This is a genomic window from Yoonia sp. R2331 (assembly GCF_041103235.1).
Taxonomy (GTDB): domain Bacteria; phylum Pseudomonadota; class Alphaproteobacteria; order Rhodobacterales; family Rhodobacteraceae; genus CANMYO01.
Map to the genome: position 1 here is coordinate 1,251,256 of NZ_JBGCUN010000001.1, position 15,208 is coordinate 1,266,463.

A 15,208-nucleotide genomic window follows, 5' to 3' on the forward strand; every position below is an offset into this window, starting at 1 on the left:
TTGTGACGCTGGATAATGCAAAAAAGCAGATTGATCTGGCCTTCACCCGCAAGGGGCTTTCGGGGTTGGGGTATGAAAACGCTTTTGGCGGGGCGGTGTCGTTCCTGCGGCGGACCTATTCCAAAGACCTGAGCGGGGCTGATCTGGCGATCACCGGGGTGCCGTTTGATCAGGCGGTGACGCACCGGACCGGCACGCGGTTCGGCCCGCGCGCGATCCGAGAGGCATCATGCCTGCAACCCTATGATCCGCCCTATGGTTGGGACGGATTTGACCCGCTGAGCGAGTTTGCTGTCGTGGACTACGGCGATGTGGCCTTTGATTATGCCCATACACCCAGCTTTCCTGGCCTGCTGGAGGCGCATATCGCGGGCATTCTGGAGGCCGGGGTCGGGTCGATCACGCTGGGGGGCGATCATTTCATAACGCTCCCGATTCTTAAGGCTTACGCGGCGAAATTCGGGCCGATGTCGGTGATCCAGTTTGATGCGCACAGTGATCTGTGGGCGGATGACGACATGGAACGGATTGATCACGGGACGTTCATGTACAAGGCCGTGAAACTGGGGCTGGTGGATGTGACGCGGTCGGTGCAGGTCGGCATCCGGACCGAGTGCGAGGATTACTGCGGGATGCCCTATATTGACGCGCGGACCTGTCACGAGAAGGGCAGCGCGTATGTTGTTGATCGGATTAAGGAAATTGTCGGTCAGCACCCCACCTATCTGACCTTTGACATTGATGCGCTGGACCCGGCCTTTGCGCCCGGCACGGGCACGCCGGTCTGGGGCGGGCTGGCCAGTTGGCAGGCGGCGGCGATGCTGCGCGATCTGGCGGGGATCAACATGGTGGGGGGCGACGTGGTTGAAGTCTCTCCACCCTATGACACCACGGGGGCCACGGCGATCGCAGGGGCGCATGTGGCGATGGAACTGATTTGCCTGAACCTTTGGAACAAAAGGAAAAAATGATGCCAGCGATGCCGATTTCGGGGAACGATCTGGCGCGGTTTTCCGGGCCGCAGACCTTTATGCGGCTGCCAGAAGCGGTGACAGCTGAGGGGCTGGATGTGGGGTTTATCGGGGTGCCGATGGATATTGGCACAAGCTGGCGATCCGGCACACGGTTCGGGCCGAAACAGCTGCGGCAGGAAAGCGCGATGATCCGGCCCTATAACATTCAGACCGGGGCCGCGCCTTTTGATGCGCTGAACTGTGCGGACCTGGGTGATGTGGCGGTGAATACGTTTAGCCTGAGCGACACAATTCGCATTATTACAGAGACTTACGATGCACACCTCACTCATGATGTGATTCCGATGGGCCTTGGCGGGGATCACACGATGACGCTGCCGATCCTGCGGTCGATTGCCAAGAAACACGGACCTGTCGCGCTGGTGCATGTGGATGCCCATGCGGATGTCAACGACGAGATGTTCGGCGAGCGCGAGACCCACGGCACGGTCTTCCGCCGCGCCTATGAAGAAGGGATTATCGTGGCCGACAAGGTGCATCAGATTGGGTTGCGCGGCACGGGCTACACTGCGGATGATTTCACCGAGGCTGCGGGCTGGGGGTTCAATCAGTATCTGGCACCAACCTTGTGGCATAAGTCTTTGACGCCATTGGGGGAAAGTATCCGCGCGCAGATCGGGAATCACCCGACGTATATCACTTACGACATCGATTCACTTGATCCGGCCTATGCCCCCGGCACTGGCACACCAGAGATCGGCGGGCTGACCACGCCTCAAGCGATGGAGCTAATCCGGGGGTTGAAAGGATTGAACATTGTGGGCTGCGATCTGGTGGAGGTGTCGCCGCCTTACGACACCAGCGGGAACACCGCGCTGACGGGGGCGAACCTGATGTTTGAACTCTTGTCGATCCTGCCCGGCGTGCAATATCGGTAGCCAGCAGTAAAAGGGCGGACGGCTTTGTTTCCTAAGATCTTTGCGCTTCTCGGCGTTTTTCTGATTTGCGCCGCGTTTTGGGTGCGGTTTGCGCCGATTGATCCTGCAAATTGGGTGGACATCCCGCCTGTTGATGGCGTGCAAAGCATCACCGGACCGCGCAGCTATCTGGCGGCGCGTGAGGTGCAGACCACCCAAGAGGGCGTGTTGCGCGCGTTGGAAAGCGCCGCAATTGCAGCGCCACGGACGCAGTTGATCGCGGGCGGCGTCGATCAGAATATGCTGGTGTTTCAGACCCGCAGCCTGATCTGGGGTTTTCCTGATTTTACCACGGTGGCGTTTCAGGATGGGCTGTTGGTCATCTATGGCCGGTCAAAGTTTGGTGCTGCGGATTTGGCGGTGAACCGCAATCGGATCATTGGTTGGCTGTCCCAGCTTGGCCCGCTGGTTGTGACGCCGTCTTGACGAAACCGGGCGCAGGCGGCATCTGCAAGGGATGATACCCACCGACCGCATGCACCAGATCATCGACCGTTTCCAGTTTCTGGAGGCGAAGATGTCGGGCGGCGTGGATGGGGGCGATATCGCAGCGCTCGCCAAGGAATACAGCGAGTTGAAGCCTGTGGTTGAGACGGTGCAGCATTATCAGGGGCTGGTGAGCCAGATTGCGGATGCCGAGGCGATGCTGGACGATCCCGAGATGAAAGAGTTGGCAGAGATGGAGCTGCCGGACCTGCGCGCTGCGTTAGAGCAATCCGAAAGCGACGTGCAACTGGCGCTTTTGCCGAAAGATGCCGCTGATGGGCGGCCTGCGCTGCTGGAAATCCGGCCCGGAACGGGCGGGGATGAGGCGGGGCTTTTTGCAGCAGATCTGCTGCGCATGTATCAGCGCTATGCCGAAAAGCAGGGCTGGTCGTTTGAGATCATCGAACAATCCTTAAGCGAGTTGGGCGGCGTCAAAGAGGTGACGGCGCGGGTCGCGGGCGAGGGGGTCTTTGCCCGGTTGAAGTATGAAAGCGGTGTGCACCGCGTGCAGCGGGTGCCTGAGACCGAAAGCGGGGGGCGTATCCATACCTCTGCCGCGACGGTGGCCGTGCTGCCCGAGGCCGAGGACGTGGATATCGAGATCAACCCTGGCGACATTCGGATTGATACCATGCGCGCCAGCGGGTCAGGTGGGCAGCATGTGAACACCACCGATTCCGCCGTCCGTATCCTGCACGAACCCACAGGGATCATTGTGGTCAGTTCCGAAAAATCACAGCACCGCAACCGCGAGATTGCGATGCAGGTGTTGAAAACCCGACTGTTTGATCTCGAACGCCAGAAGGTGGACGCGGAACGGTCGGCGGACAGGAAGTCTCAGGTCGGGTCGGGCGACCGGTCAGAGCGGATCAGGACTTATAATTTCCCGCAAGGCCGCATGACGGATCACCGGATCAACCTGACGCTTTATTCGCTGGGGCAGGTGATGCAGGGCGATCTGGATGAAACGATTGACGCGCTGCAGGCGGATGCGCAGGCGCAATTGCTGGCCGAGATGGGCGAGGCATGACCGCACAAGAGGCGTTGGCCGCGGCGATTGCGACGCTCAAGGATGCGGGCATTGACGATGCCGCCCGCGATGCGCGCCGCATATTGGCCCACGCGCTGGACATCGACGCCAGCCGGGTGACGCTGGTGTTGCCGGACGCTTTGGGTGTGGCGCAGGAAGCGGCGTTCATGGACATGGTGGCGGCGCGGGCGCGTCGTGTGCCGGTGTCACATCTGACGGGCCTGCGCGCGTTCTACGGCCGCCAGTTCGAGGTCAACGGCGACGTGTTGGACCCAAGGCCTGAAACCGAAATTCTGGTGGCCGAGGCGCTGAAACGTCCGTTCCTGCGGGTGCTGGATCTGGGCACCGGATCGGGTGCCATTCTGGCCACGCTGCTGGCGGAATCTGGTGTGGCGAGTTTTGGTGTTGGCACCGATGCATCGCCCGCTGCACTGGCGGTTGCGGGGCGCAACGCGGCGCGATTGGGCGTGGCGGACCGGGTGCAGTTTCACGCAGGCGACTGGTTTGCCGCCCTGCCGGAGGGCGCGGATTTCGACCTGATTGTCAGCAACCCGCCTTACATCGCCGCCGACGAAATGCCGGGGTTGGCACCCGAGGTGCGCGACTTTGAACCGCGCATGGCGCTGACCGACGAGGGTGACGGGCTGGGGGCCTACCGTATTCTGACCGCACAGGCGCAGGCACATTTGACGCGAGGCGGGCGGTTATTGCTGGAAATCGGCCCGACGCAGGGCGATGCCGTCCGCGAGATGTTGGCGGATGCGGGATTCGCAAACATCGCCGTGACACCCGATCTAGACGGGCGTGACCGGGTCGTAAGCGGTGAAAAACCGCGCAGTCAGGGTGTTTTAGCGACATCTTAAGGGATTTGGGCTTGTGTTGCGTCAGACTTCATGCTTTTTGAAGGGCGTCGCAGGTTGAGCATCGGCTCACCGCGGCAAGTCGCCAAAAACGCTTGGGCCCTTGGATCGCACTGCTGCGACACGCCCTTCAAAGCGCAACATTTGCCACAGGCTTGACGAAAGCACATCATGAGATCTTCGAAGTCGCGGTCGCGGAACAAGAACCGCAACAACCGTCCCTCAGGCGGGAATATCATCAACCGGGTTTTCGATAGCTCGGGCCCTGATGGAAAGGTGCGCGGCACGCCGCAGCAGATCATCGAGAAATACAACCAGATGCACCGGGATGCCGTCTTGTCAGGCGACCGGGTGGATGCGGAAAACTACGCCCAGCACGCAGAGCATTACACTCGCCTGCTGGCAGAGGCGCAGCGCGAGGTTGAGGCCAAGCGCGAAGAGCAGGAAGAACAGAACCGCCAGCGCCAGGCTGAGCGTGACCGCGAGCGCAACGAACGTCTGCGCGCGCAGGAAGAGGCCGCAGCCGGTGGCGGCGATCAACCAGATAGCGGATTGGTCGAGACACCCGAGGCGCGGTCAGAGGATCAGCCGAACCCGGAGGGCGGCAAGCCACAGCGCAAACCGCGCCAACGCAAGCCGCGCCCGCCCAAGAATGACGGCGGTGCGCCGCCGCAGGATTCCGGCAACACCCCCGAAGCTGCAGAATAACCGCAAGCCCCGCCAATTGGCGGGGTTTTGCTTTGACCTGTCCGAAAGTCAGGTTTTCACATGGCTTACCCTTGGGTAAGTCAAACGTGGGAGACTGGCCGTGTGTGTGGCCGACAGGGAGAGAGACTGAATGCCAGACAAGGTTTCACTGGCCCAATTGGGCCAGCGGGCGGATACGCATGATGCGGTGTGTCCGACACAACATGCGACGGCAGAGCGTATTCTGAGTTTTGTGAAACCGGGCGATCAGGTGCTTGAACTGGGGGGTGGCGACGGGCGGCTGGCGATGGACATCGCGCCGCATGTGGACAGCTATATCTGCAGCGATGCCGCCGAAGATCTGGTGTCCGTGGCAGCCGCACGGACCCGCAGCCTTGGCAATGTGCGCTGTGTCAGCCTTGGCACCGAAGACGCGAGCCTGCCGCGCAATCAGGACATCGTGCTGGGGATTGATCTGCTGCACCTGTTGGATGACGTGCCACGCGCTTTGCAGCGGATGCACTGGCTGCTGCGCCCCGGTGGCCTGTTGATCACACGGACGGTAACGGTGGCTGGCCCGACGCAGGCGCTGAAGCTACCCGATCTTTTGCGCCGGATGATGGGCCGCAAACCGCATATGTCGATGGTGACAAGCGCGGCGCTGGAACGGATGGTGCGCACCGCCGGGTTCGAAGTTGTCAGTTGCGATATGGTGCCGCGCCACAGCCGGAACTGCATGATTGTCGCACGCGCACGTCCCTCATCCGGCGAGGCTACGGGCGAGGGCGCAGAACGCCTCTAGCCCGACCTGCTCGGCGCGTTCGGTCGGTTTGATGCCTGCGGCGATCAAATGATCCTCGATCTGAGGAGAGACGGATTTGAGCGCAGAGCGCAGCATCTTGCGGCGCTGGTTGAACGCCGCGGCCACAACCCGTGACAAGGTAGCGGCATCTGCGGGAAAGCGCGGTGCGGGCAGGGCGGTCAAATGCACCACGGCTGATGATACCTTGGGGGCCGGGCTGAACGCCTCGGGCGGCAGATCAAGCACGATCCGGGGATCGCTGCGCCATTGTGCAAGGATCGCAAGGCGGCCGTAGGCCTTGCTGCCCGGTTGTGCGGTGATCCGCTGCGCCACTTCGCGCTGGAACATCAGCGTCAGTGACGACCATTGCGGCGGCCAATCAGGCGGCGACAGCCAGCGCACCAGCAATTCGGTGCCGACGTTATAGGGCAGGTTCGCGGCGATCTTGTAAGGCGGTGTCAGGTGTTGCGCCACATCCACGTCAAGCGCATCGCCACCAATCACGCGCAACCGGCCCGGATAGCGCTGCGCGATCTGATCGAGCGCAGGCAGACAGCGCGGGTCCTTTTCAATCGCCAGCACCCGGCGCGCGCCTTCGGCTAGCAACCCACGTGTCAGCCCACCGGGACCGGGCCCCACTTCAAGCACGTCTGTCCCGGTCAGATCACCGGCCAGCCGCGCGATTTTGGCTGTGAGGTTGAGGTCCAGCAGAAAATTCTGACCCAGCGATTTCTTGGCTGCGATCCCGTGTTCATCAATCACGTGGCGCAGTGGAGGCAGGTCATCAATCACGGGGCGTGGTCTTTCTTTTGAAAACAAATATGCCCGCCGGAGGCGCCGATTTTTCGACGAAAAATCGCACTACCGCCCCTGCGTTTCGGCCATTTGCGCGGCCATGCGCAAAGCGGCAATCATTGACGTCGCATCCGCCTGACCGGTGCCTGCAATGTCAAAGGCGGTGCCGTGATCGGGGGATGTGCGGATAAAGGGCAGGCCAAGGGTCACATTCACCCCGCCTGCAAAATCCAGCGTCTTGATCGGGATCAGGGCCTGATCATGGTACATGCAGATCGCCGCGTCATAGCCCGCACGTGCGCCCGTATGAAACATCGTATCGGCTGACATTGGCCCGCGCAGATCAAGCCCCTGCGCACGCAGGGCGGTCAGGACGGGGGTGATCATCTCAATCTCTTCCAGCCCCATCTTGCCGTCTTCACCGGCATGCGGGTTCAGGCCTGCGATGGCGATCCGGGGGGCTGCGATGCCAAAGTCCCGCTGCAAGGCGCGCGCGGTGATCAGCACGGTGTCGGTCAACAGCCGGGCGGTCAGTTGCGCAGGGACAGCGGCAAGGGGAATGTGAATGGTCGCAGGCACAACGCGCAGCGCGTTACAGGCCAGCATCATCACAACCGGCACGTCGCCTGCAAGGGCGGCAAGGTATTCGGTATGGCCGGGATAGGCAAAGCCCGCGCCGTCCTGCAGGGCGGCCTTGTGGATGGGTGCGGTACAGATCGCACGGGCCTGACCGGATTGCACCATTGCGACCCCATCAGCGATGGCGTCGATCACCCCTTGCGCATGGGCGGGATTGGCGACGCCGGGGGTGCGCGGTGCGCCAAAGTCGCGCGCGATCACCGGGAAATCACTGGGTGTGCCAGGCGGCAGATGCGACGGGTCACCGATCCATGCAAGCGGGATCTCTGATTTCAGCGCGGCCCAAGCGGCCACAGCCACCTCTGGCCCGATGCCAGCGGGTTCACCGCAACTGATGACGATGGGAGGCCGGGACATCAGCCGTTGATGACAACAGAGGCGCGCAGGTCTTCCAGAAGGGCGGCTGCAAAACCGGCAAGGCGTTGGCTGCGCAATTGGTTGGCCACAGCCTCGCGGTCGCCACCACCACCGGTGGTCAAGCGGTTGCAGAGCATCACAAAGACGATGTTGTCGCCACGGGTGACGTTATAGCTGACCTCGCCCCGGTCGAGCCGGGCCAGTTCCAGCGCGATGTCCTGCGGGATCTCGGCAGGTGTCAGGGTATTGCGTTCCAGCACCTCGGACGGCTGGCCTTGAGCGGCCCCGTAAAGATCGTCGCATACGTCCACATTCAGCGCCAGCCGGGCCGCTGCCGCACGGCCTGCGTCGGTGCCGGCACCGGGCATGTAGTAGGCGGCATATTCGATGCTGGCGGGGGCCGGTGCGGAAAACGCCACTTCGCGCACGCCGCGCATCTGAAAGAGTGCGACGCCATTGGTGATGCCAATGGGGGCTGTGACCTCGCCCGGGGACAGGCCCAAAATCAGGTTTTGCAGTTGTGGCGGGTAGTTCGAGATTGGCAGCCAGCCGAGACGCCCACCGTTATTGCGCGAGGGCAGCGCTGAATACTGGCGCGCAAAGCTGGAAAACTGCGCTTGCGACGTGGTCTGCGAGATTTGTTGCGCCAGCGCGTTGGCCTGCGCTGCCCGTGGCGGTGGTGCGGGGATGATGATTTCGGACAAGAGCACTTCGATCCCGTCGGCCCCGGCACCGGATTGCCCCAGCGCGCGGTCGATGTCAGCGGCGGTGATGTTCACCGCATTGCCAAAGCGCGAGCGGATGTAGTCCCGCCAGCTGGCACCGATGCGCACGAATTCCTCGAGCGTTTCATAGGCCACGCCGTTTTGCGCCAGAATAGCGGTGAATTGTTCGGTGCTGAGGTTGGCACGACCGGCAAAGGCCTCGACCTCGGTTGCCAGGGCTTCGGGGGTGATGGCAAGGCCGCGCCGGTCGAAGGCGATTTGCTTGAGGCGGTCCTCGATCAATTGTTCGCGCGCCAGTTTGTCCAGATCACCGGGGGTGCGGAAGAGTTCCAGCAGTTTGCGGCGCTGTTCCAGTTCGAAGACCGTGATCACCTTGTCGTCGACCGTGATGGCAGGCGCAAAATTCTGGGCAGAGGCCAAGGCAGCTGGCAGGGCCAGCAGCAGCGAGAGCAGGAGGGTCACAAGGCGCATCGTCAAGGTCCTTTGGGTCGTCAGTTATGCGTACAGCGGGCGACAGGTCTGCCGGTGATGCTGGCGGCGGAAAAGCCCGCCAGGGTCACCGATAACCCGTAATCCGTAGATGGGTCCACCGTAGTGGAAGACGTATAGCGGCGCGAGACCGAAAGATCGACAGTCACGCATTCGTTGCGCCATTCCACACCGAGGCCAGCGGTGGCCGGTGCGTCGGCGATGATGTCATAGCGGGCGTCAAAGCTGACGGCCCAGCTGGGCGACAGGCGCACCGCCCCATCGACGGACCATTCCGACACGGTGGCAGAGCGCCCGACCTCGCCATCGGCGATCTGATAGATGTAGGCCGCCCCAAGGTTCAACGTTTCGGTGTCCCAATCTACCAGCGCCTGCGCCAGCACGGGGCGAAAGTCATCCGACCACAGGCTGCGGCCTGCGACGCGCAGCCCTTGCGGCAAAAGGACATGGCCCGCGACCAGCCAGTCAGACCGGGTATCACGCTGGCCGGATGTGATGGTGAAGGCATCTGAAGTCTCGGACCGGAAGATGCGGCCAAAGGTCAGGGCGGTGTGGCTGCCGCCGCGTCCCACGCGGGTATAGGTCAGCCCCAGCGCGCCGCGTCCGCCCACCTCGACCGCGTCATCACCGGGGAACCGGGTGAGGGACAGCAGGTTGGCGGGGTCAAATTCGGGCCGGGTGCTGCTTTCGTTCGGTGGGGTGTCGCCATAATGCTCTGACCAGGCCAGCGCCAGCGCAGGTGTAATCAGATGCGCGGCGTTGGCGGTTTGCTTGGACAGCGGGTAGCGCAAGGTCAGTCCCAGCGTCGGCACGACCCGGTGCAGGTGTTGGTCAAAGCTGCGGTCATCGTTGACCAGAAACCAATCGGCGCGCAGATCAGCGGTGGCCGTTGTCAATAGCCCGGCGTCCGCAACCCATGTGCGGTCCCATGTGGCCGCACCGCCGATACGGGTCACGTCGCGCCCGTCATCCCCGGTGCCCGCGCCGTAGCGCACAATCGCATTGCCCGAGGCCCCAAGGGTCAGCGTTCCGCCTGCGGCGGCAAAGCGTTGGTCATAGCGCACATCCGCCACGATCGGCGGCAGAGAACGGTTGAGCTCATCATCGCGGAGGGTCTGGTAGTAGGTAAAGCTGGCATCCAGCAGCGCGTTATCGGTGATCCGCGTCAAGGACACGGCGGTGTCCAGCCGATCCTTGGACGAATAGCCATAGTCCAGCAGATAGGCATCGTCGGTTGTCGCTTCGGCGTCAAAGGCCAGCCGGTAACCGCGGCCCAGATCAAAAAGACCTTCGGCAAAGACATAGCCGCGCCGTTCGTCGGGGCGCAGGGTGTCGTCACTGATGGCGGCAGAGACCGCGATGTCGCCACGTGCAAAGGCCTGCCGATAGCGCGCTTCGAGCGTGCGGGTTTCGACAGAGAGATAGGGGGTGATCAGCAGGTCGCGGTGATCGCCCAGTGTCACAAAGTACGGCAGCTTGAGCCCGACACCCAACCGGTCGGTGGACCGGATGCGGGGGATCAAAAGCCCGGTGGCGCGGTCGACGCTGGGGTCAGGCAGGCGCACACGTGGCAGGTAGACCAGCGGCACCCCGGCCACGCGGAATTGCGCGCCGGTAAAGTAAAGCTGGCCTGCGTCTTCGTCGTGCACGATCCGCTCGGCCCGAATTTCCCACAATGGGGCACGGCCTTCGCAAACGTTGCAGGAGGTGACGGCGGTTTTGTAAAGCTGCGAGAACCGCCCCTCGGTCCGGTCGATCTGGTTTGCGGCCAGTTGCAGCTGTTGGTTCAGCACCAGACGCGCGCCCAGCAGCATGCCGTTTTCCAACCGTGGGTCGAGCGTTGCACGGTCGGCGGTCAGGATGGTGCCATCAGGGGCAGTGATCAGGATCGGACCTGCTATGATCAGGCGGTCAGCGGCGCGGTCATAGGTGATCTGGCTGGCGGTCAGCCGGGTGCCATCTGCGAAAACCTCAATATTGCCGCTGGCCACCAGACGGTTGCCGCCTTCGACCGTGACGCTGTCCGCGATCAGGGTCGCAGGGACTTGCGCCTGTGCTGCGAACGGCAAAAGCAGGAACAGGATCAGGGTCAGAAAGCGCCAGCGCATCAGCCTTCTTCCCGGTGCAGCAAGAGGCCCATGGCGAGGCCCATAGCAATCAGTGGCGGGGCCCATGCGGCCAGTGTTACGGGGACATCGCCATTCTCACCCAGGATCTGCGCGAAGTTGCGCAGAAAGTAGAGCGCGAAGCTGAGCAGGATCGCCAGAAGCACGGCAAGCCCGGTGCGTCCGCCGCGTTGGTGGCGCAGGGTAAATGCGGCGCCGATCATCACCATCGAGACCAGAAAGAGCGGCAGTGCTGCCTCCATCTGGAACCAGACAGTGTGGCGTTGGGCAGAAAAGCCCGCACTGCGCAGACGGTCGATGAACGCAGGCAGATCCCAGATCGAAATGGACGAGGGCGTGCCAAAGCTGTTGCGGATCTGGTCAGGGGTCAGGGTCGAAGGGATGCTGAGCGTGGCGGCGGTGGTGGCCTGCGCCTCTGGCGTGGTGTCGGGGGCAAGTGGCCAGCGCTTGGCGTCGCGCAATTGCCAAGCGCCATCAGCCAGTGTGGCAGTTGCGGCGTCGATCCGCGCGATTGGGCCGCCAGAGGGGGCAAAGGTGATAAAGCTCGCGTCCTGCAGCACCGTGCCGCCGAGATTGGCCCCAGCGGCGCGGATCACGGTCTGGCCGGTGTCATCGCCCTGCCGCAGCCAAAGCCCGGTTTCGCCCAAGGACAGGATCGGACTTTCGCCTTGCAGCAGATTGGCGCGGATGTCGTATTGCCGCGAGGTGGCGGCCACGATGGGGTTCAGCACGGCCACGGCCACAAGGCCGATCATCAGCGCCATGGTCGCCGGCGGTACAAGAGCGCGCAGGGCAGAGCGCCCGGCGGCCCGCGTGACCACCATTTCAGAGCTGCGCGCCAGCCCCAGAAAGAGCGAGATCGCCGAGATGATCATAATCAGCGGCAGGATGCCGTAGATGGATTGTGGCACGGCCAGAAGCGACAAACGGAAGATTTGTCCGAACGTGGCATCAGCCCCCGAAAAGCGGCGCAGTTGATCGACAAGACCGACAAAGCCCGAGATCAGCAGAAAGATGAAGAACACGCCTGCAAAGATCAGCAGGAAGCGGCGGGCAAAGTAGCGATCAAGGATCATGCGACCGCCCCCGGTTTGCGTTTGAACAGAAACGGGCGCGTGGCGAGGAACAGCAGAACGGCGATGATCGCAGCCCCGGCGGCCACCGCGAGATAGCTGGCGAACCACAGCGATGGATTGGTGCGTGCGATGTTCAGACCCGTGGTTTCCAGCGCCTTGATGACGATGATCAGAAAGATCGCACCGACGATCTGCCGCCAGACCCCAAAGCGGCTGAACCCGCCGACGATGAGTGAAGCAAATCCCAGAAGGGCCGCGACGGTGCCCAAGAGCGATTGAGAGATACGGTCATGGGCGTCGGCCACAAGCTGCGCTGCGGTGCGGCCCGTTTCCGCCTCAAGCGCGGGGGTGGGGGACAGCAGTTCCCATGTCATCAGCTCGCGCGCGGTGCGGTTGTCATTGGGGGTGACGGCGATCATCTCGCCGATGTTGTAGGCAAAGTCGTCAAACGAGGTGGTAAAGAGCCGACCGGTGCCAGTGCGCAGGGTTTGGGTCAGCCCGTCGACCATCACAAGCTGGGCGTCATCGGCGGCGCGGACCAGATAGGCCTGTGCGGCGGTATAGGTCACCTCTGCCGCGGGGTCGCGCAGGTCGGACAGGAACACATCACGCAGCTCGCCCGCCGGGGTGATCTCGCGGATATAGACGGTGATGCCGGGGGCGGGTTCAAGAAACTGCCCCTCTGTCAGGATGCGGGCCGTCACATTCTGGGCGATTTCGGCCCGGCGGTCATTGAGTTGCCCGCTGGAGAGCGGCACCAGCAGATGCATCAGAACCGACATCAGCGCCGCCACGATCAGCCCGAAGACCAAAACCGGACGGGCCATGCGCCACGGTGAATAGCCGGTGGCTTGCACGACAACCAGCTCGGATTCGGTGCTCATCCGGTTGGTGACGTAGACGGAGGCGGCAAAGGCTGCGAGCGGCAGAGCAAGGCGGATCACACCGGGTAGGGACAGGGCGGAGAATTCCAGAAACACGCCAAAGGACTGGCCATCAGCGATTAGTTGGTCAAAGAGCCGCACCGCCTGATTGATCCAGTAGACCATCACAAGCACAAGGCTGAAGAAGCCAAACAGCATCATCAGTTGCGCCAGCAAGTATCGGTCAAATCGCGGCAAACGCCCGCACCCCATTCTTTTGCCCGCAAACTAGCGCATGCGAGTGCCGGACAAAACTGCAAACTGGTCATTGCGGCGGGGGACCGCTAGGGATTGGGGCAGACCGAACCAATCAAGAGGCTGCATCCATGACCACACCTGTCGATATCCGCATTGAGGCCGTTGATCTGGATGCGCTGGGCGATCTGTCCGGGCTGGTGGCGGTCTTTGTGACCCCCGACGGCAAGCTGGATGCCGGTGCGCGCAAGGTGAACACATTGACCCGCAAGGCATTGGCCCGGTTGGTTGAAAGCGAGCGGTTCGAGAAGGCAGGCACAGGTGACGTGCTGCGCATGGGTTTTCCTGCGGGCATGGCGGCAGAGGCGGTGCTGGTGGTCAAGCTGGCCAAGCGCCCGGATGTGGCCGCAGCACGCAAGGCCGGGGCGGCCTTGGGCAAAGCGCTGGGACAGGCGGGGCTGTGTGTTGTTGCAGGTGCCTTGGGCCGCGCCGAAGAGTTGGCGCTGGGCATCGCGTTACGCGCTTATGACTTTGACGTTCACAAATCGAAAGACAGTGATCCAAAGGGGCGGGTGACGCTGATGGTGTCCAAACCCGAAGGCGTGGCCGTGGCAGCGCGCACCGGCATGGCCGTCGCTGAGGGTGTGTTTTTCACCCGCGATCTGACCAACGAGCCAGCCAATGTGTTGACCACCGATGACTTTGCTGCCCGGCTGGCCGCGATGCAGGAATTGGGGCTGGAGGTCGAAATCCTTGAGGAGCCTGACCTGCAAAAGTTAGGGATGCGGTCGCTGCTGAGTGTCGGGCAGGGCTCTGCCAGCCCGTCAAAGGTTGTGGTGATGCAGTGGAATGGTGGCGGGGACGAGGACCCGTTCGCGCTTGTCGGCAAGGGGGTGGTCTTTGACACCGGTGGCATCAGCCTGAAGCCCGCCGCTGGCATGGAAGATATGACGATGGATATGGGCGGGGCCGGTGTGGTGGCAGGGGTGATGCGCACGCTGGCACTGCGCAAAGCCCGCGCCAATGTGGTCGGGCTGGTGGGGCTGGTCGAGAACATGCCAAGCGGTACCGCAACACGTCCCGGTGATGTGGTGACTGCGATGTCGGGCACCACGATCGAGATCATCAACACCGACGCCGAGGGGCGTTTGGTGCTGGCGGACGTGCTGTGGTACGCGCAAGAGCGGTTCAAGCCCAAGGGCATGATCAACCTTGCGACGCTGACGGGGGCAGTCATCATCGCGCTGGGCCATGAAAACGCAGGGGTTTTCAGCAACGATGACGCGCTTGCGGGTCAGTTCCTGAAGGCCGCAGAGGCCGAGGGTGAGGGCGCGTGGCGGCTGCCTTTGGGCGCGGGCTATGACAAGCTGATCAAGAGCAGGATTGCCGATATCAAGAACACAGGTGGGCGGCCTGCGGGGTCGATCACGGCGGCACAATTCCTGCAACGATTCGTGAATGACGACATGCCGTGGTGTCATCTGGATATTGCCGGTGTGGCGCATATCAAAAGCGGCACGGCGCTGGCCCCCGGTGGGGCGACGGGCTGGGGCGTGGCGGCGCTGAACAGGTTGATCGCGGATCAGTTCGAGGGCTAGCATGGGCGCTGCGTTCTTTTACCATCTGACCGAAAGCCCGCTTGAGGCGACATTGCCGATGCTGCTGGGCAAATCGCGCGAGGCGGGTTGGCGGGTGCTGGTGCGCGGGCCTGCGCCGCTGTTGGAACGCTTGGATCAGGTGCTGTGGGGCGGCGACCCGGATGGGTTTTTACCGCATGGGCTGTCAGGGGGACCGCATGACGCGGATCAACCGATTCTGCTGGGCAATGAGCCTGCGGATGGATTTGATTGCGTGATGAGCGTGGGCGGTGCGGACGTGACCGCCAGCGAGGTAGGCCTGTCGCAGCGGGTTTGCGTGATTTTTGACGGGGCCGACGGGGCGGCACTGGACACCGCAAGGGGGCAATGGAAGGCGCTGACAGCAGAGGGCTGCACAGCACAATACTGGGCGCAGGACGATGGTCGCTGGATCAAGAAGGCCGAAGCTGGCTCATGAATTTTTGTCGAA

15 protein-coding genes are annotated in these 15,208 nt (G+C 62.7%); 9 read left to right on the plus strand and 6 right to left on the minus strand.

Features of this window, described 5'->3' with window-relative positions:
• The first annotated feature begins 2 nt into the window (after positions 1 to 2).
• From speB (AB3Y40_RS06385) to AB3Y40_RS06415, 7 genes are all read left to right on the plus strand, one after another.
• The gene (gene speB, locus AB3Y40_RS06385; RefSeq protein WP_369437957.1) at positions 3 to 971 is read left to right on the plus strand and encodes an agmatinase; all 969 of its coding nucleotides are present in this window, start codon (positions 3 to 5) and stop codon (positions 969 to 971) included.
• The gene (speB, locus tag AB3Y40_RS06390) at positions 971 to 1,912 is read left to right on the plus strand and encodes an agmatinase (protein WP_369437958.1); all 942 of its coding nucleotides are present in this window, start codon (positions 971 to 973) and stop codon (positions 1,910 to 1,912) included. The genes speB (AB3Y40_RS06385) and speB (AB3Y40_RS06390) overlap by 1 nt, the downstream gene beginning before the upstream one ends.
• 24 nt (positions 1,913 to 1,936) lie before the next feature.
• Positions 1,937 to 2,377, plus strand: coding sequence for a DUF1499 domain-containing protein (locus AB3Y40_RS06395; RefSeq protein WP_369437959.1), 441 nt, complete (start codon positions 1,937 to 1,939; stop codon positions 2,375 to 2,377).
• Positions 2,378 to 2,408: 31 nt separating this feature from the next.
• Positions 2,409 to 3,467: a peptide chain release factor 1 gene (prfA, locus tag AB3Y40_RS06400; RefSeq protein WP_369437960.1), complete on the plus strand. Its 1,059-nt coding sequence runs from the start codon at positions 2,409 to 2,411 to the stop codon at positions 3,465 to 3,467.
• A complete protein-coding gene (gene prmC, locus AB3Y40_RS06405; RefSeq protein ID WP_369437961.1) occupies positions 3,464 to 4,330 on the plus strand; it encodes a peptide chain release factor N(5)-glutamine methyltransferase in 867 nt (288 codons plus the stop codon). The genes prfA and prmC overlap by 4 nt, the downstream gene beginning before the upstream one ends.
• Before the next feature lie 168 nt (positions 4,331 to 4,498).
• Positions 4,499 to 5,035 (plus strand): DUF4167 domain-containing protein, encoded by a 537-nt coding sequence (locus AB3Y40_RS06410; protein WP_369437962.1) that lies wholly within the window; start codon positions 4,499 to 4,501, stop codon positions 5,033 to 5,035.
• Positions 5,036 to 5,165: 130 nt separating this feature from the next.
• Positions 5,166 to 5,816 (plus strand): class I SAM-dependent methyltransferase, encoded by a 651-nt coding sequence (locus AB3Y40_RS06415; protein ID WP_369437963.1) that lies wholly within the window; start codon positions 5,166 to 5,168, stop codon positions 5,814 to 5,816.
• Here the strand turns inward: AB3Y40_RS06415 and rsmA are convergent.
• The 6 genes from rsmA to lptF all read right to left on the minus strand — a co-directional run bounded on the left by rsmA (position 5,775) and on the right by lptF (position 13,123).
• Complete coding sequence (gene rsmA, locus AB3Y40_RS06420) at positions 5,775 to 6,608, minus strand: 16S rRNA (adenine(1518)-N(6)/adenine(1519)-N(6))-dimethyltransferase RsmA (RefSeq protein ID WP_369437964.1); 834 nt, start codon at positions 6,606 to 6,608, stop codon at positions 5,775 to 5,777. The genes AB3Y40_RS06415 and rsmA overlap by 42 nt on opposite strands.
• Positions 6,609 to 6,677: 69 nt before the next feature.
• Entirely contained in the window at positions 6,678 to 7,607 is a 930-nt protein-coding gene (gene pdxA, locus AB3Y40_RS06425) for a 4-hydroxythreonine-4-phosphate dehydrogenase PdxA (RefSeq protein ID WP_369437965.1), read from the minus strand.
• Positions 7,607 to 8,803 (minus strand): peptidylprolyl isomerase, encoded by a 1,197-nt coding sequence (locus tag AB3Y40_RS06430; RefSeq protein ID WP_369437966.1) that lies wholly within the window; start codon positions 8,801 to 8,803, stop codon positions 7,607 to 7,609. The genes pdxA and AB3Y40_RS06430 overlap by 1 nt, the downstream gene beginning before the upstream one ends.
• Before the next feature lie 20 nt (positions 8,804 to 8,823).
• Complete coding sequence (locus tag AB3Y40_RS06435) at positions 8,824 to 10,929, minus strand: LPS-assembly protein LptD (RefSeq protein ID WP_369437967.1); 2,106 nt, start codon at positions 10,927 to 10,929, stop codon at positions 8,824 to 8,826.
• Positions 10,929 to 12,023 carry an LPS export ABC transporter permease LptG gene (gene lptG / locus AB3Y40_RS06440; protein ID WP_369437968.1) on the minus strand — a complete coding sequence of 365 codons (1,095 nt, stop codon included), beginning with the start codon at positions 12,021 to 12,023 and terminating at the stop codon, positions 10,929 to 10,931. Before lptG ends, AB3Y40_RS06435 begins: the two co-directional genes overlap by 1 nt.
• On the minus strand, positions 12,020 to 13,123 hold the full coding sequence (lptF, locus tag AB3Y40_RS06445) for an LPS export ABC transporter permease LptF (protein ID WP_369437969.1): 1,104 nt from the start codon (positions 13,121 to 13,123) through the stop codon (positions 12,020 to 12,022). The genes lptG and lptF overlap by 4 nt, the downstream gene beginning before the upstream one ends.
• Positions 13,124 to 13,272: 149 nt before the next feature.
• Between lptF and AB3Y40_RS06450 the strand changes: the two genes are divergently transcribed.
• Both AB3Y40_RS06450 and AB3Y40_RS06455 read left to right on the plus strand, forming a co-directional pair.
• Positions 13,273 to 14,739: a leucyl aminopeptidase gene (locus AB3Y40_RS06450; RefSeq protein ID WP_369437970.1), complete on the plus strand. Its 1,467-nt coding sequence runs from the start codon at positions 13,273 to 13,275 to the stop codon at positions 14,737 to 14,739.
• 1 nt (position 14,740) lies between these two features.
• Positions 14,741 to 15,196: a DNA polymerase III subunit chi gene (locus tag AB3Y40_RS06455; protein WP_369437971.1), complete on the plus strand. Its 456-nt coding sequence runs from the start codon at positions 14,741 to 14,743 to the stop codon at positions 15,194 to 15,196.
• Positions 15,197 to 15,208 lie beyond the last annotated feature (12 nt).